Source organism: Pedobacter nutrimenti, assembly GCF_003208655.1.
GTDB lineage: Bacteria > Bacteroidota > Bacteroidia > Sphingobacteriales > Sphingobacteriaceae > Pedobacter > Pedobacter nutrimenti.
Genome location: NZ_QKLU01000010.1, coordinates 1 through 20,907 on the forward strand (window position 1 = coordinate 1; position 20,907 = coordinate 20,907).

Here is a 20,907-nt window from a genome sequence, read left to right on the forward strand (position 1 = left end):
TCTCCTGCCGCTGGTTCCAGCTGTATGGCCGAAGAGCCCGAAACTTCCTTTGCTAAAATCTCCTTTGTTTTATAGCCCAGGTACGAAATGACCAGTACGGTGTTTTCTTCCAGCTGCTTTATGGTAAACTCACCCTTATCGTCGGTTACCACGGCTTTGTTGGTTCCCTTTACCCTAACCGAAGCCCCCGCCAAGGGCTCGCCTTTTTCATCCTCCACACGGCAATGCACATCGGCATTGCGCCAGGCAGCAGCCAGCTTTTCCAGAAAGGAAGGCGCCTGGTATTTAATGCGTATGGTTTGGTCTTCTATGCTGTACACCAGATGCTGGCCTTTTAAAACTTCGTCCAGCACCTGCTCCAGCTCCTGTGCTTTTAGTTTAAGGTTAAGCTTTTTGCTGTCGTCGACCTTATCGGGCTGCCATAAAATGTTATAGCCGCTTTGTTTTCTAATTTCTTTAAATACCTCTGTAAGGCTAATGTTATTTTTAACAATGGTAATTTTTTGTCCATAGCCAGCAGCGCTGACCTGTACTAAGCTTGCAACTAGTAAAACGATGGTTAATCGCATGATCCGTAATAATTTATACGGCAGCCAGAGCCGGGGCGGCATACCTGGGTTAAACGCATATTTATGCATATCTTTGTAACGGTTTGAGTTTGTATAAAATAGTTCTGCAAAAAAATTATTTACCTGTGCGGTGCATATCGCCAGGAAGGTCAGCTCAAACCATTGCCGGATTGTGTTCCACCACTTTCCGGCTTCTTTTTAAGCCTCCTGCCCGCCGGGCCTAAATGTTCAGTATCTTTTTCATTTGTTGTTGGTTTGGTGTTCGTTATCGGTTATTTCGAGATCGTAATTGTTTTTCCCTGCAGGCCAAATTTAACCGGCCCGGTGTTTTCCAGTTGTTTCAGTAAAACGGATATATTGTCAAAGCGCGACAAGGTCCCGCTAAACATTTCCTGACCCAGTGCAGGACTGCTGTACTGCACCTGTACATTGTACCAGCGGGCCACCTTTTTCATAATGCTTTCGAGCTTTTCGCCCTCGAACATAAAAATGCCGTTTTTCCAGGCTACGGCTGCTTCGGTATTGACCTCACTGATGTGTACTGCTCCGTTTTGCAACAGCTGCGCCTGCTGCCCGGGCTTCAGCACACTACTGTTCACTTTTACTGCTCCCTCCAGCAAAGTGGTTTTTTGGCTGTTGTCGTCGGGGTAGGCACTGATGTTAAAGTGTGTGCCCAGCACTTCTACCTGTTGCCCTGCAGACGTCACTTTAAAGGGATGCTGTTTGTCTTTGGCCACTTCAAAGTAGGCTTCGCCGCTCAATTCTACTGTACGGTTTGCACTCGCGGCAAATGAAACCGGATACCGCAGCACTGAAGCGGCGTTGAGCCACACTTTGGTCCCATCGGGCAAACGCAGCTGATAGGTGCCTCCTGTAGGGGTTTCTATGCTGTTGTACTGCGGGGCACCTGTTTTTGTAGCTTGCAGGCCCGTATATATAATTTCGCCCTGCGTTGTTTTGGTAATCTGTGCCCCGGCTTCTGTGGCCAACTGTCCGTTTGCGGCATCACTTAGGGTAATGCGTTTGCCATTAGACAGGGTCAGGTAGGCTTTGTTGCCACCGGGCTTTACATCGTTTTGTTTGGCCGTTTGTATGGACCTGTTTTTGTTTTGGGGCTGGGTGTAGTAATAGGCCATACCCATAATCAAAGCAATGGCCGCTGCCGCAACAATGCGGAAGTTACGCAGCCTGATGGTTTTGTGCCGGTCAATTTGTTTGTTGATTTGCCGGAACATTTGCTGCTGGATTTTTTCAATACCAAGTGGCTTTACGTCATTTTGCTGAAAGGCATTACACCAGGCATGGTAGCGCGCCAGCTCTGCGTCTGTGGCTGTACCGTTTGAAATGCACTCCAGCAAATGGAGCAGGTTTGGGTTTGTCATATCCTTTGTTTTAAAGCCGCATTTTTTCTGCCTCTTTAATGTATAGGGACATGAGAAGGGCCTACCCCCTAAAGGAAATGAAAATATTTTTTTTTATTTTTTTTTTAAGGGGGTTTGGGGGAGTTAAAGCAGGGTATTGAAAGTTAGATGAAAAGAAAGCGTATTATGGCTGATAAAAAGAAAACGCGTTATATACGATCGTCATCTCGACAGGAGGAACGATGGAGAGATCTGTAAGCTAATTGTACAGCTCTCTCCTTGTTATCCTTTATTAGAGACTGATGAATATTTTACGACAATACTAACCGCATAAGAATTCATTTGCAAGTATATCTTTTGCTGCATCATCAACGGTATCCTCGGCATCTATTTTTGACGGATGTTCTGCGATTCTCCTCAGTGCTTCAATAATTCCAAGAGAAAGTTTATGCTGTGATCGCCCTATCAAAATACAAATGACAGAATACTTCCATACGCTATCCTCTGTTTTGAGCACAAATAACAATTCTTTCGCTATTTCATTAACATGAGGAATTAAATATTTAGCTATCCCTTCTGCCACTTCCCAATGTCCATCCTGAAGCCACTCCAACAATGCCGGAACATCAGCCCTAACAGATTCAAATGGCAAGTGTTTAAGCTGTTCAACTGCTTCAATGTCATTAGTATTCTGAGGGATGTAATTTTTGCTTTTCATGATGTTTATTCTGTGGTTTTATGAAAAAAGAATAAGGCCTTATCTTGATTAGCTGTGGGTGTTAAAATGTAGTAAAACCAGCGGTTTTTTCATCGTTTTAACATAAAGTTATTATCTATATGAATCACACTAATAAGCCGGCCGCACTTAAAACAGCCGGCTCTTGAGTAGATTTAATGGTCTTTTTTGCCTTTTTTTGGGGTTATGGTGATGTTTGGAATGAAAATCAAATAGTCGTAACCTTTTATAATTCTTTCCAGGGTCAAATCCTCTACTTTAAGCTTCTTTTTAGAGATGGCTTGTTTCAAAGGTTTTAAATCATAGGCATACCAATTGTCATCTTTTACCACGGTTAAGAAAGGTTTATACTGCTTTAAATCAGCCAATGTTTCACCTTCTTCTTTTCCGATGAGCATAATGTGCAACGACTTCCGGTAATTTGCCTCTTCAATATTGGAAACCAGGTTGCCAATATCGAATACTTCCATTAAACTCTCTCCTTTAGGCATGTGATTCGCACCATATTTGAAAAGATTCTTCTTGTCTTTCCATTCAGGGAGTTTTTCAAGAACCAGGTGTTTCAAGTATTGAACTCTTAAAGGATGAATTCGACTTAAATATAGCTCCCTGCTTAATTTTAGGGCTTCAACCTGCTCTTTCTCACTGGTTGATAAATCCATGGCGCTCAATGCATTCATTTTTGCCAGACAATCGTCAGAGAACAAATAGAATGTGGTGTTGTTTTTGGTATCATAAGCAGCTGAATTGGCAATTAGCTGCTTATAAATTTCTTTTGCTTTAGCATTTTTGGTTTGTTTACTCAATTCCGAAAACAGCAAGCGGTCTGAAAACAAACTAATTTGCTCGGCTCCAAACACTTTTATATTCTTTTGAACTATGTTTTTGAATAAATCAAACTCCGCTTCTCCTTGTACAAAAGATAAAGCCGAACCCGATTCAGTACGAAATTTATCCAGCTCTGCAGGAGATAAGGATTTAATTTTTGTGGATATGGTGTTGACTGTAAATGGATCAATTTCCAAAATATAGTTGTCGAACTTAATTGTATTGATCACTGCGTTTGTGAAGTAAGGGACTTCATTGGTAAAATGTTGCTCACCCAGTAACACAGAGTTGTTTTTGCTCATTTCATCCAGCAGGATAGTCCATCCTTTGCCTTCGAAAGCGTTGTTGTTATTTTTTTTAAAGGTGGAGTAGTTTTTTTGAATTAAACTATCCATTAATGTGGTTTGCGCGTAACTGAAATTGGCAATAAATAGGCTTAGAATTAGTAGTTTGGTTTTCTTCATTTGTTTTTTTTGGCGGAAGATACAATAAATTGAATTTACCACCCCGATGATTCGATAGAGCAGAACAGAATTACTTTCGGTTCTATCTACTGTTTCGCTACCATTATAAGTTTAAATCTAAATCGTTTACTCTACTTGATACTTATCGCTTAAATTCACCATTTTTCATATGCCAGGCCTTCTGTTCTTTTGCTAGTTTAGATCCACACTAAGATTCCTAAAAATAGTAAGGCCATAGTATTACACAAAAAGTCCTGGCTTGAAAGGCCAGGACTTTTTGTGTAATACTTATTCTCCTTTATTAAAGGAAAAATTTACTAGTATCAAGAGACTATAATTTCCCACTTTCTTTTTTCACTTCTATAATCATCAGTAACTAATACTATATTATCATTCAACCATTTGAAATTCACATAATAAATAAATTCTCCAAAAGAAGGGTTCTCATCAATAAATAATTCTTTCTTAATTTGTTTTTTATCCTTATCTAGCAAAATCCAAAACACCTTAAATTCATCTATATTCCATTCGCACCAAAGTCCAAGCTTATGCTTACGATTTGGGGATGTTTTAAATTTATTCTGGACTAAAAATTTATAATTTAAACCTACTTTAATACAAGAATTAAAGGCATCTAATAGAGGATCTATTTCCCATTTTTCTTTCGTTGCAATAAATGTTAAACCCGAGTGAACTACTTTTAACAGCGCTTCTTTCCTATGGTAACTATCATAGGAAAAATACTCACTAAAGTTGATTTCCAGATTAACTCCTTTACAATCATTCCTACTTGTATAATAATGAAGTTCGGAACCCCAATCATCACTAACGACAATCAAACACTTTTTTACTTTTCCTACCTGATAGTTTTCTAAATATGACCAGTATAGCTCTGCAATACACCAACTCTCCTTATTAAAACGCTCAGAATATTCATGATTAAATTTTGTTCTTAAATCTACTTGTGATAAAGACATATCATTTTTCTCTTGGTTTTGGTCTTATTTGGTTAACTGGTCCTCTACCTCCATTCCGGATGGAAAAAGTAATTTTAAGAACTCAGAAAAGCGCATGGTTTTAACCATACGCTTTTCTAAATAATTGGTCCAAAGATCTTATACTTAAATATATTTCATATTCGGTTGTTGAATCGGTTCATCTAATACAGACAATGTCTCTTTTGAAAGTTCTCGTAACTTATTCCATTCCATATTGGAAAAATCATCCAAATCGACGTTTCTTAAACACCACTCCATTTTGTTATAAACTCTTATAATCGAAGCAATTGCCTTATAAGAAAATTCTCCCTTTTCAATAAGACTTGGAATTAATATGAATGCATTCTCAAAACTAGATGTGACATCGTCTGGGACATCCGCGAAATCAGGTAAATACTTTTTTTGGTCTTCATATGAAGACGATAAAAGTCGTAAACTCTCTACTACTTTAATGTAATGTTCTCTTGCTTCCATTTTTGTTTCTTTAGGGTTATTGCGGAAATCTAACAGTCCCTCCAGGTCCTGTTGAAACTTTCCAATATGGGGATCCTCCAAAGTGCCTTGGCGTACCTGGATGATACTGTATCATTCTACCTGTCGGATTTGTGCCTGCTGAATTCATTTCACGTAAGACCCATCCATCAGCCCTCTTACTTTGACGCATAACATCATTTACCCAACCTTTTGAACTGCCAAGTGCTTGTTGAACCTGACCGAGAGATTTCCCTTGCAATAATTTTGGATTTTCTAAAACATCCTCAATGCCTTCAACCGTTGCAGCCCTTGATGATCCAAAATTTCTTGCACCGGACATAAAATTCATCATTTCATCTGTATGCGCATTTCCTATCATATGATAGAGATATGCCTGACTACCCTCACGATCATACGTATCCATAGCTGCACTCATTCGACTTACAGATCCTCCTGTAATAAAATCATTAATCTTATTAAGAATAGCAAAGTCACCATTATCCTTAGCAACAATACTCGTTTTACCACTTACAGAAGAAGTAACTGTTTCACCAGTTGTTGCATTAGTTGCTGTCCCATCCGAATTCAGATTCACCACACCATTGTTACCCTGTGTCGATCCACTCGAAGTTACAGTCCCTTGTGCTCCAATATGAGTATAACCATCTTGGTCACCACTCCCATCAAACCACTTAACTGTTCTAGTTTCATCTGATTGATACCAATCTGCCGCCTTCATCCCATCTGGGTCGATAAACCTAATCGGATTATTATTTCCGTAGACATAAGGAGAGAAACGTCTGCTCTTCTCCGCCAACGGATCCACCACATTCCACCTCCCTATCTCCGGATCATAAAACCTTGCCCCATAATCAAGCTGTCCCAGCTCATCCTGCAACTCCTTGCCGTTATAAAGATATTTGTTTACCCCGCCATCCGCAAATCTTTTTCCAAAGGGATAATAATCATCCGACTGGATGCCTTCCAATGCTCCGGTAACGGGATGTTTATGGAAAGTATAACGCACATTGCCCAAATGGTCGGTTAAATTGTACTCGTAACTGTAGTCTGTACCTAACCTTCTGGCTACTCCTTCTTCGGTATGGATAATGTCTATATCTGCTCCATTGTATTCGATTCCGTCAATGTAGTCTCTGGAAGTGCCATTGCTCACTTTCCTCAGTTTGACACCTGCCGCATCGTAGATATACGCCATACTTAAACCACCTTTATTTACCGTAGCCGGCAGGTCCAGTTTGTTGTAAACAATGTTTACCCCATTACGGCCATCGGTAGTCGCATTGCCGTTTTCATCGTAACCATACACGCCTGTGGCCAGGCCACCGCTCACCTGGTTTAAACGGTTACCGGTATAACTATAAGTTCCCAAAGCCCCATTACGGTTTAAGCTCATGATGTTACCCATTACATCATAACTCAAGGCTTCGCTTTTGCCTGCTGCTGCCGGGCCGGAACCTATACCCGACAACAATCTATTGAGTGCATCGTAACTGTAGTTAAAGGCATTGCCAAGGCCAGGCCCCCACTGCTGGGCGGCAATGTTGCCATTGTACTGAGGAGCAGCACCTTCGTTGTATTGCAAGCTTAAGTTAAACTGATCGGAGGTACTGCTTTTTAACCAGCCCCTTGGGGTATAGGCATAGGTACTGTATTGAAGGAAATTGGTGCCATCGGTGCTGTGCAGCGACTTTTTCATCAATTGCCCCACTTCATTGTAATCCAGTTTGTTTAGCACCAGCTCTGCCGCTCCATTGATCGATTCAAAACTTGCTTTTTTGCGGCCCATATGGTCATATTCATGACGCGTGGCAATCGTGGTTAAGGCGCCACCTAATCTATAATGGTTGCGGGTACTTGCGGTAAGCTCTCCGGCAAAGTTGTAGGTGTTCTCTACCTCATCATAGTTGCTGGCATTCAGACTGCCCCCTTTGTAGTGCTGTTTGTACACTTTCAGTACCCGGGCTTCTTTATCGTAATAGTTCACCGTCCAGAGTTCATCACTGCTGCCCAGTACTTTGACCCTGGTGGCGGTCAATAGCCCTGTCAGCTGACTGGTGTAACCCGAACTTTGGTTGTTCGGAATGCCGGGAACACCATAGTTGTCATAATAGTTGACCGTCAATTGTTCTGTAGCACTTTGAGGAAAAGCCACATTGCTGTAATCCAAGCCTTCAGGGCGGTTTTCCCATAGCGTAGTTTGCCCGTTCAGGCTGGTCTGTAAAACTGTCCTGCTGGAAGCATCTGTGTACATACCCGTACTGGTCACCCTGCCCAAAGCATCGTATTTGCTGTATATCCATTGGCCTGTGGTCCTTTGTCTGGCATCCTGGCTCAGCACCAATTGGTCCAGGTTGTTGTACACCATAAACTCCCAGCCCTTGCCAGGGATTTTCTTTTCAGCTAACCGTTTACGCTCGTCGTAATGATAGCCATAGATAAACTGGTCAAAAACCGCATCGTTTTCTGTAAAACTACTGATCACCCCGGTGCTTTTGTCTGTTCCTTCGTTCACTGCAGGGGGCAATACATATCGCAGGTTCCCCAATTCATCGTACACATAATAGGTCGATAAACTTTTGCTTTCCGTTTCCCATAAGCGTTTCAGCACCACCTGTCCTTCCAGATCTTTAAACTCTTCCACCGTTCCACTTTTACCCGAAACCCAGTTCTCATCTTTACTGATTGTTTTTTGCAGGGTACCCACCTGATAAACCCCTGCACTGGCACTGCCGGCATTTACCGTCCAGAGTTTAACCCCATCGGCCGCCGTATTGGCCCCGTAATCACTCACCATTGTCCTGCCACTGCCAGCACTGCGGCTCCCCGCAGGTTGCCAGACCGCACCCGGGGCACCTTGTTCCAGCACCCGGTTCAGGGGCGAGGCTTCAAATTTAGTTTCTGCAAAGGCTGCGCCCGGGATGGCAGGGATGCCCGCTACCGGACTATTGTAAAAACCAGCCTGGGCTGCAAGGGCATCACTGCGGTAAGCACCGCTGTTTCCTGCTGCGGTATAAGGCAGGTATTTTTTGTTTTCCCGCCCAAAGGCATCATAGGCAAAAGGCTGCACCACATCTTTAAAACTCGGGCTGCCTTGTACAGTTACCGTTTGCAGCGGACGGCCCAGGCCATCGATGTACTGAATGCTTTGGTTCACCTCGCAGGTATTACGAGGCGAATTCAGGTTCGCTTCTGTTACACCGGCTACTTTAAACACCTTGGTGCTCACGTAATTTTGTTCAACACTGGGTGTGCTTAAAAAAGCAGCACATTCCCGAAAACTGTATCCTGTAAATACCCGCAGGTTTTTGTTCTGGGGTACATAAAATCCATCGGCCAGGGTCACACTGCCCGATGCCTGAATTTCGGCTTCATCGCTATATAGGTTTCTGGTAATATGCTGTGCACTGGCTTCAAAACAGAAACCGGCCAGTACGAAGCCTAAAAACAGGCTCTTGATTGTCTTTTTATGGTTCATCGCTGCGCTGTTTAAGGTTTGTAATGGTATTCGTTGGCTTTAACAATGTTCCCGTCCTGGTCTTTGATAAACCGCAACCGGCCAAACTGGTCATAGTCATAACTTGTGGTCATTCCTTTGGGGTCGGTTTGGCTGGTTAGCCCAACCAAGGGTTTGTACCTATAAGTGTTTAGCATAATTCCAGGTAAGCTTTTTAATGGGAGTAAAAAAGCATCTATTGCTGCATCTGATGGGTTTTCCTGGGCGCTGAAGTTGCTAATACCTGCCGCTGTAAGCACACTTTGCACAGTTGCATAATCGATATTGTCAATTTTGGCGATGGCGTATTGTCCACTATAACTCCAAATGAAACAGGATTTAGCGCCATTGACCATCGACTGGGACAGTAGATTTCCTTTGGAGTCATAGCCATAAAAACGGATGCGCTCCTCCGGGGCTTTATTAGCTGCCTGCGTTTCTATACTCATGGGTTCTGTAATGGCACTATCCCAGTTCCGGTAATTGATTCTTTCCCGCCCTAAAAAAACATCCTGGTTGTATTTGTTTTTTTCCAATACTGCCGACCAGTTGTGTGTATTAATGAGTGTATTCCTTGCAGCTTCAGCCTCGCCACTGAGGCCAGTTGTATTTTGAGGATATTTATATTCAGTAGTTATTTTTTCTTTTTTGCTATTGATTAAATTCTCTTTGGTAACCAATAAATTGGCCGGACTGGACTGGTAATCTTTTTTAATCCGTAGATAGTTTGTCGGACCTGCATATTCCTTAACAATGGTAGAATCCAGGTGCTGCCATTCGGAAACATATTTAAAGTCATTCCATGAAAATTCAGCAGGGAATTTTATCAATCCATTTGAATATTCCGGTTTCTTATAAATAATGCTTAAACCCCAACCCTTGTAGTAATTATCGGACGGTTTACTTTGAGGTGTAAAATGATAGTTCCAGTATTCCGAGTCGTCACGGATGCTGTAAAAATTACTCGTCTCCCTAACCAGCTCTGCTTGACCGATTGAATTCACTTTATAAATTTTTTCGCCTAGCAAACGTCCGCTGGCCCAGTCGTAACTAACAATAGGCACTTCTGGCTGTGATTCGCTTCCGCCCCTGTCTCCATAAAATGAATAATCATACACTGTTTTTCCATTTTCGGCATTATCGCCATTGAGTACCTGTACTGTGGTATAACCAACAGCCCCACCTTGAACAGAGCCCATAGGATAAACTGAAGAAGCAGTTTGCCTCCAGTAATCTTCTATATCATACCGCATCCATTCTGGATTTAAAAAGCTCCGGCTATGTTTGCGTGTATAAACAGGTTTAAAGTTGATGTTTCCACTTGACTTTCCACTTTGCGGATCTGTATACAGAAAACGGGTAACTTTATTGCTTTGCCCATCAAAGTCCACCATTCTTTTTACCCGGAGCCCACCAACCAGCTTATCCTCATTTACCTGCTGAGTTATCTTTTCTTTAAAAGTAATATTGAAATAGCCGTTTGGATAGGAACCTGTGGTGGAAATATTCATGGTATATGTACCCGGCGCTAAATTGGGGAGCTGTGCACCATTACCAGGGGAACCAAATATGCGCAGGTATCCATTTGGGCCTGTTAAGGTAATATAACAAGGCTGATCCATTTCTGGTCCGGCATCATAACGTACATAAACGCCAGGAAGGTCTGCAGACATGGAGGTGACCGTAAATTCCTTACTGGCCTGCCCATCGGCAATACTATATAAATTATATTCCCTGTCTACAACACTTTCTACTTGTCCAGAAAAAGCATACCGGTTCGATTCGTACTCAAAAGTGCTGCTTCCACCAGTTGGATAAGTGACTTTTTTAAGAATGGCCATAGGTGCAAATGCACTGCCAACCTCCCTGTCTGCCCCCTCGATAAAACCATACTGAGGTTCAGCAGGCAATAAAGAAGCATTGGTAAATTTACCGTTGTAATAACCCCAGTGGTCCTGTGCAAAAGATAGCCTGTTTGGAAGGGCTATGCCATTTTCATATTCAAACTTCCAGGCACCGTCCTGGTGGATCACCTGGTCCAGCCGGAGCCTGGAATCTTCAGGTTTGGGTACTGTTGCATTATATTGGTTAGACCGCCAGTACGATTGCACAAATGTAAAGGAGTCAATAGGCCCAGATACACCGTTAATTTGTATACTGGATAAATTTTTTGTACCCGGCTGATCTTCCCGGTCTGTACTAGCGTAGTTAAAAAGCACCCGTACTCCAGTACTGGATATGATACTGCTTAAGCGTGCCTCCTTAATGTGATTGCTAGTAACCATACTGTTGTTGCACTCTACATAATGCCTGGTTGCATTACCTGGCAAAGGAATCTCCCTGACCCGGTAAGGCTGAATTTTGGTATCGTACTCTATATAATCGTAGTTAAAATCAATGACATTGTTATCCGGAAGGACAATTTTGGAAAGCTGTAAACTCCTGCTTAGGATATCAGGGCCACAGTTATTTGGCATAGCGCTGTAAACAGCTTTATCAAAAAAGTATTTTATCCCTTTATCGTCTGTAACCGTAAAATAAGCTGTGTTAATCGCATAATCAAACTTCAGGGTCGAAAAAGGGATTGTATGGACCTGACGGTATTGGTCAAAGTAAAATTTACCGCTATACGCACCAAAATTGTAACTGTAAAAATCGGGTTGCGTGTCTGCCATGCCTTCAGACACATTTTTTGCAAAGGCATATCTGTTTCCCCCATCTGCGTAGTTGGTATCAAAAATGAAATCACCCGCAGTAGCCGGTAATTGTTTTTGTACATCACCCAAAACTGAGCAAAAACCATTCTGTCCAAAATCTGGCAAACCATTCTGGGAGATGGAAATTGTCCCTCCTGCACTCAATGCCCAACCCAGCCCGATATTAGAAGCTTGTTCTTCTACCTTAATGCCGCCTGTATGATAAGCAACACTAATGGGTAAGGCAAAATCTTTGATTTTCAAAGTGTAAATGGGTATCGATATACTGGCTGTGCCGGTAAAATTACCCACGGGTATGTCACCAAATTTGCCTAGTGCAGCAATGTCAGGTGCTTGGGGGGCCACCTGTTTAACTTTTACATAGGTTTCCTGTCCCAGGCAAAAAACAGGAAGTAAAGCCACAATGGCCAGTGTAATTCTTTTCATCATAAAACCGAAGTATTAATTTGTTCCGGCTAACCTAATGATCTTCAGTGCGGCCAAACTGCACTGGGCATTTTTCTCAAAAAAAGTTTTCCACATGATTCAGAATGCCCCAAATAAATAAGGCCAGCATCAATGCTGGCCTTAGGCAATCTGATTTCAATAAATTGATTCTATCTTTTGATCTTGTTTTATTAGCTACGATAGTGGTATCGCAAAATGCGATACCATATTTTTATTTTTAGCCAGCTGCACCGTGAAGCTTTCAGGAAATCATCGGGTATAGTTACCTCTTTCTTATCCTACCATGTTGCTGCTGCAATTTTATTCTGATCGGGTACCTCAAATAATTTTGCCTCCAGTTTCATTGGATAAATATTTACAGCTGTGCTCGTTAAGGTAAATAATTCGGCTTCATAAACGGTTTTTAATGGAACCGCCTTTGTTTTTGATAATATATAATACCAGTTTCCGTACTCATGCTGTTTAAACAGATCAGGGTTTACACCATATTTGCTGCTGTAATAATAGACTGCTTTACTTTTCGGGGTATAAACCGTTAGCGCATCACAAAGTACACCCATAACGGTTTCTTTTCCTTTTTCAATCTCGAATCTTGTTGCGATGTCGTCATTTTTATCATAGCCTTTCCAATAACACGAATCCGATTTACCGGTAAGGGTATAGCTTTTATTTTCAGTATGGCGGTACAACTGCATTTTAATAAATGTGCCATTAAAAACAGATTTGTAATCACCCCCTTTAATATAATAGTCTTGTGTTGTGCCCATCATCGCTCCGAATTGCTCATCCTTCAGTTGGGGCGATTTACTTTTATAGCTATTGGCATAACTAATTTTTCCTTCAAACGTCTGTGCAAAGCACGCTACAGGCAGCAGTAATAATAAAACAAGTAATCTCATTTTTAATGGTTTATTGTTATAAAGGTATTTATTTAGCCCGCTACACGAAAATATTTTTCAAACAGAAACAGATAACATAAGAGGCTACTCCTTCTTTGTGTACCAATTGCCTTTGTAATGGCTAAACAGGGCTAAGTCTTTCGGGTTCGAATGGACAGATTTCCGAAGTAATGTTGGCCGTTCTTGGTTGTCTGGGTTGATATATACATTTCCTTCATTATCAACTTGTAAGAGACAAAAATGATATTGACTATATTTTGCAAAAACTTGCTTTATTTTCTCTTTGGTCAAATAATCACGACCACAACTTTCCAGAACCAGATTATTATTTATGTTCACAATAGAATTCTTCTCATCAACTTCTACCATGTATGGGGAACATTTCACATCATAGGTACTTACCAAATAGATGAAGGTATTTTCCTGGTGCCGGACACCTCTGTAATGGATAAAGAAACCTTTTAAATCACTAAAATCTGTTTGGTCATACTTTTTAACAATCTGGTCAACCCTCTCCTCATTGCAAGACTGTAGCGCAATGACCAAAACAATAAAAAGCAATACTATTCCTATAATTTTTTTCATTTTCATTTAGTTGTAACTTACCCTAACCTACCTTCGGATGACCACCTATGCGACAATCAATTTTTAGTTATGCCATTAATTCTGTTTGGTAAATATATTATCGTTACTATAAAGCAATTATTAATTCGGGATTATCAATAGAATACCTGTCGTTTATACCTACAGGAAAAAGAGCTTACTTAATATATACCTTGCGCCAATTACTTTTACTTAATCAACTCAAATACTCTAAAATTATGAGCCGATTAATTAAATTAATCGGCTCATAATTAAACATTTTATAAATGAAGGTCATTATTTAGAAATGTCTCTAAAGATATTGTTTCAGCCACGTTCTTGTCTGTTCATCGTCTGTAAATGACTTCATCGGAATGGGTGGCTGTTTTAGCTTGAACAAAATGTTCATCATCAATTTTGAAAGCCCTGGTTTTGATACTATTGCTATCGCTTTATAAACATTTGATAATTACGACTTGCTCTGTTTGACATGACCTCACATCAGCACCGACCAGAACGACATTTTGCCCAGGTTTGATTTTAACTTTTTCAAAACAATGGTCATTTGATTTTCAACTGTTTTTTCGGAAATACCCAAGCGGACAGCAATTTCTTTGTTGGAAAGATATTCGTTGCGGCTCATTTCAAAAATTTCTTTTGCCCTGGGCGGTAAAGCTCCTGTGAACTGGCTGATCAGGCTTTTAAGTTCTTTAACCTCTAAAGCATCTTCGGTATAACAGGCTTCCTCTTTTACATCAGGATGAGACAACAGGATCTCTGCACGCCGTTTACTGCCCCGGATCACCCTGGCCAATTTGTACTTTACTGCCGCACACAAATAGCTTTTTAAACTTGTGGCCTGTACTTTTTCACGGTTTTCCCAAAGCCAGACAAAAATGTCCTGTATCGCATCTGTACATTCCTCTTCTTCTTTGAGAATGTTAAAGGCAAAACGGTATAGATACTCCGAATGCCGGTTATAAATTTCATTGAATGCCAAACGCTCCCCCTGCCTCAGCAAGACGGTTAATTCATTATCACTGAGTTCGGTATAAACAACCATATATGTAAAGCTATATTCTTTCTCTGAAATAAAAAAACATTTGTTTTGAGAAAAAAATCAAAGAATTGGGTAAAAAGGCAATAACGCTCCTTAGCAGAATCATTTAAGTAAAATTTCAGAATACGAAGACAACATATTAACAGAAGAATTTAAAATAACTTTTAATTAAATAAATAACCAACATATAAAATACCTGATATAGCTTTGGAGCAACCATTTGTTAAAAAATGAAAGCGAATATACCGGAAAGCCCAACAGAAAAACCGCGAAAAAAGAATGACCTTCTTTTAAAGGCCGCCTTTGAAGAGTGTTTTCATGACCTGCTGCGTTTCTTTTACACTAATGCAGACCAAATATTTGATATGAACCGCAATTTCGAATTCATGGATAAAGAATTACGTGAAATTTATCCTGAGCGCAGCAGTAAAGGAGGAACCCGCATTGCAGATTTATTGGTTAAGATTTTCCTGCTCAACGGAAAGGAAAAATGGTTTCTTGTCCACCTTGAAATCCAGGCACAGAACACTAAGGCATTTTCATTCCGAATGTTCCAATACCACTATCGTTTATTGGATCGTTTTGGTGTACAAGTCGTTTCTCTGGTTGTTTTTACCGGCCGTAAAAATCAGCACCAACCCGGTGAATTTAAAATGGGTTCATTGGGCACTGAAATTATTTATCGATACAAAACCTATCAGATTTTTGACCATACTGAACTTCAATTGCTCAATATGGATAACCCCTTTGCCCTTATTGTAATTGCCGCCCAAAAAGCGCTACGGGAAAATAAAATCCCAGAAGAGGAATTAAATAAAGAACGTACCATCATTGCAAAGGCCATACTGGCCAACAAAACATATGATCACAAAAAGATAAGGAAATTAATTATTTTTCTTAAAAATTTCCTTTATGTAGAAAATAAAAATATAAATCGTAACTTTGATATCGTAATTACTGAATTAACTAAAGAAAAAATTAATATGGGAATTGAAGAAACAGTAATAATGCTTGCCCGGGAAGAAGGCATTGAACAAGGGATTGAACAAGGGATTGAATTGGGAATTGAACGAGGCATTGAAGAAGGGTTTGAAAAAGGAGCCAATGAAAAAGCATTGGCCATTGCAAAACAGCTAAAACAATTGGATTTGCCTATTTCATTGATCTTAAAAGCCACCAAACTTTCTTTAGAAGAAGTTACTGCATTATAAATTAATATGGGAATTGAAGAAACAGTAATAATGCTTGCCCGGGAAGAAGGCATTGAAGAAGGCATTGAATTGGGAATTGAACAAGGAATTGAAAAGAGAATTGAAAAGGGGGCCTATGAAAAAGCATTGGCCGTCGCAAAGCAGCTAAAACAATTGGGCTATCCCATTTCAGAGATATTAAAAGTCACCAAACTTTCTTTAAAAGAAGTTACTGCGCTTTAATTTTATAAACCGCAATATTAAAGCTAAAAATCACCGAGTACCGGATTATCTGCAATGGGCAATTTTTCAAACCGCAGCACTTCTACACTCGGACAGCCAAAATCTTCGGTCACTTTACCCAAAATCAAATAGCATCCCTTGCCTTTAAAAGGATACACCGGTGCCTGTGCCGGAAAATGTGTGGTATCAAAAAAGTCCCCTTTAACATCCAGAAAGGTACCAAACCACATTTTCTTATTGTTTTTGGTACGAACGGTTTTTTCGCACACATACTGCCCAAGCATTTTCACGGTTTTACCGGTATGTTTTTTCAATTCAGCAGCCATTACATCTCCACGATAGGAGGTTTTAAGCAAATCGAACATTTCCATACTAAGCGGATAGCCTAGAAGTTCCAGCTCATGATAAGCATCTTCCAGCACAGAACTTTCCAGCTCCGGAAGCACATAACTTTTACTTTTTACTTTAAACAATGCCTGTGCAGGCGGTTCGGGTGTTTTGGTCCCTAAATAATTGTACACTTCCCAGAGCAATATTTTTTTACTTTTCCCAAAATCCCGCAGCGCCCCTGTCCGGATCAGCAAAATACATTGCTGCAAGGTTATCCCGGTCCGCAGAATAAAATCTTCCAGATCTGTGTACCTGCCATTCCTTTCCCGCTCCTGCGGAATCAGCTGAATGAACCGGCTTTCCAGCCCGTTAATTCCAATAAACCCCATATAAACATCCTGACCGCTAATGTTCACCTTGGTATCACTGTGGTTTACACAGGGCAGGTGCACCCTCGCCCCTGTTTTTTTCAGTTCATGTACATAAACCCAGCGCTGGTAAAAGCCGCCATAATTGTTTAATACCGCTACCATAAATTCCATTGGATAATGTGTTTTTAAAAACAGGCTTTGGTAACTTTCTACAGCAAAACTCGCAGAATGCGCTTTGGAAAAACTATAGCCGGCAAAAGAAGCCACCTGCCTCCAGATCTCTGCTGTAATGGCCTCATCATAACCTTTGTTCCGGGCATTGATAAAAAAGCTTTCAACCAAACGGTCAAACTCTGCTTTGGAACGGTATTTTCCACTCATGCCCCGCCGAAGAATATCGGCATCGGCCAAATCCAGTCCGCCGTAACTGTAACAGACTTTAATCACATCCTCCTGGTACACCATTACCCCAAAGGTGTCTTCCAGTTCCTGTTTCATAATGGGGTGCAGGTATTTGATCTGGTCCCGGTGATGGTAATTGTAAATATAGGTTTTCATCATACCCGATTGTGCTACACCAGGCCTGATAATGGAACTCGCTGCCACCAGAGTCAGGTAGTCCTCGCATTCCAGCTTGCTCAGCAGCTGCCGCATGGCTGGTGACTCAATATAAAAACAACCTATACTTTCTCCCAAACGAAGGCGGGCATTGATCAGGGGGTCGTCCATAAATTTCCGGACCTCATGAATGTCTACCTGATCTCCTGTATTTTGTTCAATGAGTTCTACCGCTTCTTTGATGTGGCCTATTCCCCGCTGACTCAGGATGTCAAATTTATCAAAGCCTATGGCCTCGGCCTCGTACATATCCCACTGCACCGTAGGCAGGTCTTTAGGCGGCAGGTCCAGGGCGGTATAATAAGTAATGGGTTCTTCAGAAATCAGCACCCCTCCGGCATGAATAGAACGCTGGTTGGGCATATCCTTCATCAGGTCATAGGCATTCATAATTCTTTTGAACACCGGGTTGTCCAGGTGTTTACCTTGCTGCGTAGGATCGGTGAAACTGTCTATTTCTTCTTTAGGCAATCCCATGGCCTTACCAATTTCACGAAATACAGATTTGTCCTTAAAGGTACTCATGGTACCCAGTAAGGCCGTATAGGCTTTCCCATACTGTTCAAAAATATAGCGCTGCACATCTTCTCTTTCGTCCCAGGAATAGTCAATATCAAAATCGGGCGGGGAACTTCGGTGTTTGTTCAAAAAGCGTTCAAAGTAAAGTTTAAGTTCCAGGGGGTCTACATCGGTAATGCGCAAACAAAAAGCAACAATACTATTGGCCCCCGAGCCCCTGCCAACATGATAATAACCCTTCGATTTTGAGTATTGGATAATATCCCAGGTAATTAAAAAATAGGCCATAAAATCCAGCTCTGCAATCACTTTCAATTCCTTTTTAAGTCTTTCAGCAGCTTCTTTGTTCCCTGGTTCATAACGGTCTTCCAAACCCGCCCAGGCCAGCTTTTCCAGCAAAACCTGATCCTCTTGCCGGCTTCCGGTATAGGAACGTTTGTTGCGGCGTGTTTTATTACTATAATCCAGGCAACAACTGCTTAAAAGCTTTTCTGTATTTTCCACAATGAAGGGGTAACCGGCATATAAGCGTTTCAATTCTCCCGGTGGTAAAAATTCCTCTCTCGGGCTGCAGCTTTCCTCTGTGCCGATTTTACTCAATACCGTATTTCCGTCTATAGCCCGCAGGTACTGGTGCAAACGGTAACTGGTCCGGCTGTTCACCGTAACCGGATGCCATACCACCAGCTTCTTTTTAAGGTCTCCAAGATCTTTGTTGTATAACAGGTGCAGTTGCTCTGCCCTGATGCCCAGAAATTCATTTTCACGCAGCTCAAATATCTCCTTTCCATACGTATACAAAACATAAGCATGTTTAAAATCTATGGGCCGGTCTGGCAGGGTTCTTTTTTCCAGGTTGCAGCCGGTCAGAAAATCATTCAGCTCCTTCATCCCTTCTTTATTTTGCGCAATACCGGTGTACAACAAGCGGCCCTCTCTTCTAAATTCTATTCCCCCAATTGCTTTGATCCCCTTTGCTTTGCATTCCCTGAAAAATTCCAGAATCCCTGTAGAGTTGTTGATGTCTGTGAGTGCCATTTCCCTGATGCCCATAAAGGCGGCTTCGGTTACCAGCTTTTCAATACTCATCGTGCCGTAACGCAGGCTATAACAGGAATGCACATTCAAAAACATAACTTACAGTTTAAGTTCAAGAGTAGAGGCAAGGGAAATGGCCTGTTCCCCAAAACGGTCTCGGATCCTGTCCATCGCCTGGTATAAACTATAACGCTCTTCAGAGGCGTTGTAAAGATTAATCTGTTCAAATCCATTAACCAGGCTAGACAATTTTACACCGACCAGGCGGATCAGCATCCGCCGGTTATAAGTGCGGTCAAAAAGCGTTTTGGCTTTATCGATCAGGTAATCGTCCAGTGCTGTATAGGGTATTTTTTCCTGCTGGCTAACGGTTTCAAAATTAGAATACCGGATGGTAACAGTAATACAGGCGCTTAGTTTCTGCTGCTTGCGAAGTTCATAGGCCAGCTCTACCACCATACTGGTAATAAGCTGTTTAATTTCCGCAAAATCAATACTGTCCCGCTGAAAGGTATGCTGTTTGCCTATGGATTTTTGCTCCCGGTAAGGGACCACCGGACTATAGTCTATTCCATTGGCTTTTTGCCATAAGGACAATCCATTATTTCCCAGCACTTTAAAAAGCTGCTGCCGCGGAACCTGCACCAGGGTACTGATTTTTTTCACCCCCATCTCACTCAGCTTTATGAAAGTCGACTGCCCCAGGCCGGGTATTTTTTTAATGGACAGGGGGTTCAAAAATCCCGTTACTTCCGGCTGGGCAACAAAAAGCTCTCCATTGGGTTTACATTCATTGGTGGCCATTTTTGAAACCGTTTTATTTACGGATAAACCAAAAGAAATGGGTAGCCCGGTTTCTTTCCTGACCAGTTCCTTGAGTTCCCGTGCATATTTCATACATCCGTAAAAACGGTCCATACCAGTCATGTCAATATAATGCTCATCTATAGACGCTTTTTCCAGTAAGGGCACCCTTTGCTGCAGCACTTCGGTGACCTCTTGGGAATACCTGCTGTATTCTTCCATACTGCCCCTGATAAAAACCGCATGAGGACAGAGCTGTTTGGCCATTCTGGAAGACATCGCAGAATGCACCCCATACTTTCTGGCCTCATAGCTGCAGGAAGACACCACACCTCTGTCTGATGTCCCTCCGATAATGACTGGTTTTCCAACCAGCTTGCTGTTTTTCAGCAACTCGACAGAAACAAAAAAAGCATCCTGATCTATATGTATAATCTGTTTATCCTGCATATCCGGGGTTTCCGATAACAAAATTACACTAAAATATTTAGTATTATAAAATTATTATTACTATTTATATTAGCAAATAAAAATCCAAAAAACACTCTGGATACAGCCTGAATGCGGTTCAGCAAAAAAAAGGGCTTACACACTGATAATCAAAGCAATCTGTTCATTGTAAAATTTAATACACAAGTATTAAAGGTTATACATATATTTAGCTCTAAATGAAGAATATGTCGTTAAAATGTATCGTTATTGATGATGAGCCACCGGCCCTGAACCTGATCCGTGACTATATTTCCAGGTCCCCGGGCTTGCTGCTGCTGGATACCTTTAAGGACACGGCTTCCGGTGCAGCTTACCTTGCCCAAAATGAAGTAGACCTGGTATTTCTGGACATCAACCTGCCCAATATTGCGGTAGTAGATCAGGCCACACCAGCCGAAAAGAAACCTATGGTCATCTTTATGACTGCCCATAAAGACTTTACCTTTGACCGCTTTCAACGGGAGGCCATTGATTATATTTTAAAACCTCTGGATTTTGACCGCTTTTCAAGGGCTGTTTTTAAAGCTGCAGATTACAAAAGTTACAAAATGCTGCACAAAAAATAAGGCATGGCCCCCATCCGGGAAAATACCATGCCCCCTCACCTAAATTTTACGCCTGCTTTGGGATATCACAGGCATATTTCAACTACC

Annotated in this window: 16 protein-coding genes and 1 pseudogene; 3 read left to right on the forward strand and 14 right to left on the reverse strand. The window is 41.4% G+C overall.

Features of this window, described 5'->3' with window-relative positions; translation table 11 throughout:
- From B0O44_RS22360 to B0O44_RS22415, 12 genes and pseudogenes are all read right to left on the reverse strand, one after another.
- The coding region (locus B0O44_RS22360) for an STN domain-containing protein (RefSeq protein WP_211321433.1) at positions 1-569 on the reverse strand (569 nt) is incomplete at its 3' end.
- 272 nt (positions 570-841) lie between these two features.
- Positions 842-1,951 carry a FecR family protein gene (locus tag B0O44_RS22365; RefSeq protein WP_110834332.1) on the reverse strand — a complete coding sequence of 370 codons (1,110 nt, stop codon included), beginning with the start codon at positions 1,949-1,951 and terminating at the stop codon, positions 842-844.
- 301 nt (positions 1,952-2,252) lie between these two features.
- A complete protein-coding gene (locus B0O44_RS22370; RefSeq protein WP_110834333.1) occupies positions 2,253-2,648 on the reverse strand; it encodes a DUF5071 domain-containing protein in 396 nt (131 codons plus the stop codon).
- Between the two features lie 173 nt (positions 2,649-2,821).
- On the reverse strand, positions 2,822-3,958 hold the full coding sequence (locus B0O44_RS22375; RefSeq protein ID WP_110834334.1) for a hypothetical protein: 1,137 nt from the start codon (positions 3,956-3,958) through the stop codon (positions 2,822-2,824).
- 323 nt (positions 3,959-4,281) lie between these two features.
- On the reverse strand, positions 4,282-4,935 hold the full coding sequence (locus tag B0O44_RS22380) for a hypothetical protein (RefSeq protein WP_110834335.1): 654 nt from the start codon (positions 4,933-4,935) through the stop codon (positions 4,282-4,284).
- Positions 4,936-5,079: 144 nt separating this feature from the next.
- Positions 5,080-5,430, reverse strand: a complete 351-nt coding sequence (locus B0O44_RS22385) for a hypothetical protein (protein WP_110834336.1) — start codon at positions 5,428-5,430, stop codon at positions 5,080-5,082.
- Between the two features lie 16 nt (positions 5,431-5,446).
- Positions 5,447-8,926 (reverse strand): DUF6443 domain-containing protein, encoded by a 3,480-nt coding sequence (locus tag B0O44_RS22390; RefSeq protein ID WP_110834337.1) that lies wholly within the window; start codon positions 8,924-8,926, stop codon positions 5,447-5,449.
- Between the two features lie 11 nt (positions 8,927-8,937).
- Positions 8,938-12,090, reverse strand: a complete 3,153-nt coding sequence (locus B0O44_RS22395; RefSeq protein ID WP_110834338.1) for an RHS repeat domain-containing protein — start codon at positions 12,088-12,090, stop codon at positions 8,938-8,940.
- 296 nt (positions 12,091-12,386) lie between these two features.
- Positions 12,387-13,007: a hypothetical protein gene (locus tag B0O44_RS22400; protein ID WP_110834339.1), complete on the reverse strand. Its 621-nt coding sequence runs from the start codon at positions 13,005-13,007 to the stop codon at positions 12,387-12,389.
- Positions 13,008-13,091: 84 nt separating this feature from the next.
- A complete protein-coding gene (locus tag B0O44_RS22405; protein WP_146229889.1) occupies positions 13,092-13,592 on the reverse strand; it encodes a hypothetical protein in 501 nt (166 codons plus the stop codon).
- 310 nt (positions 13,593-13,902) lie between these two features.
- Positions 13,903-14,043 (reverse strand): annotated as a pseudogene (locus B0O44_RS25420) (DUF7793 family protein); the annotation flags it as partial.
- A 42-nt stretch (positions 14,044-14,085) separates the two neighbouring features.
- On the reverse strand, positions 14,086-14,652 hold the full coding sequence (locus B0O44_RS22415) for an RNA polymerase sigma-70 factor (RefSeq protein ID WP_110834341.1): 567 nt from the start codon (positions 14,650-14,652) through the stop codon (positions 14,086-14,088).
- Positions 14,653-14,879: 227 nt separating this feature from the next.
- Between B0O44_RS22415 and B0O44_RS22420 the strand changes: the two genes are divergently transcribed.
- Positions 14,880-15,860, forward strand: a complete 981-nt coding sequence (locus B0O44_RS22420; protein ID WP_110834342.1) for an RpnC/YadD family protein — start codon at positions 14,880-14,882, stop codon at positions 15,858-15,860.
- Positions 15,861-15,866: 6 nt separating this feature from the next.
- Positions 15,867-16,082, forward strand: coding sequence for a hypothetical protein (locus B0O44_RS22425; RefSeq protein ID WP_110834343.1), 216 nt, complete (start codon positions 15,867-15,869; stop codon positions 16,080-16,082).
- 23 nt (positions 16,083-16,105) lie between these two features.
- On the opposite strand, the gene B0O44_RS22430 is transcribed toward B0O44_RS22425, so the two are convergent.
- Together B0O44_RS22430 and dinB are read right to left on the reverse strand one after the other, a co-directional pair.
- Positions 16,106-19,054 carry a DNA polymerase III subunit alpha gene (locus tag B0O44_RS22430; protein WP_110834344.1) on the reverse strand — a complete coding sequence of 983 codons (2,949 nt, stop codon included), beginning with the start codon at positions 19,052-19,054 and terminating at the stop codon, positions 16,106-16,108.
- A gap of 3 nt (positions 19,055-19,057) precedes the next feature.
- Complete coding sequence (gene dinB, locus B0O44_RS22435) at positions 19,058-20,212, reverse strand: DNA polymerase IV (protein ID WP_110834345.1); 1,155 nt, start codon at positions 20,210-20,212, stop codon at positions 19,058-19,060.
- A 227-nt stretch (positions 20,213-20,439) separates the two neighbouring features.
- Here dinB and B0O44_RS22440 point away from each other — a divergent pair, with 227 nt between their 5' ends.
- Positions 20,440-20,820: a LytR/AlgR family response regulator transcription factor gene (locus tag B0O44_RS22440; protein WP_170123390.1), complete on the forward strand. Its 381-nt coding sequence runs from the start codon at positions 20,440-20,442 to the stop codon at positions 20,818-20,820.
- Positions 20,821-20,907: the final 87 nt, after the last annotated feature.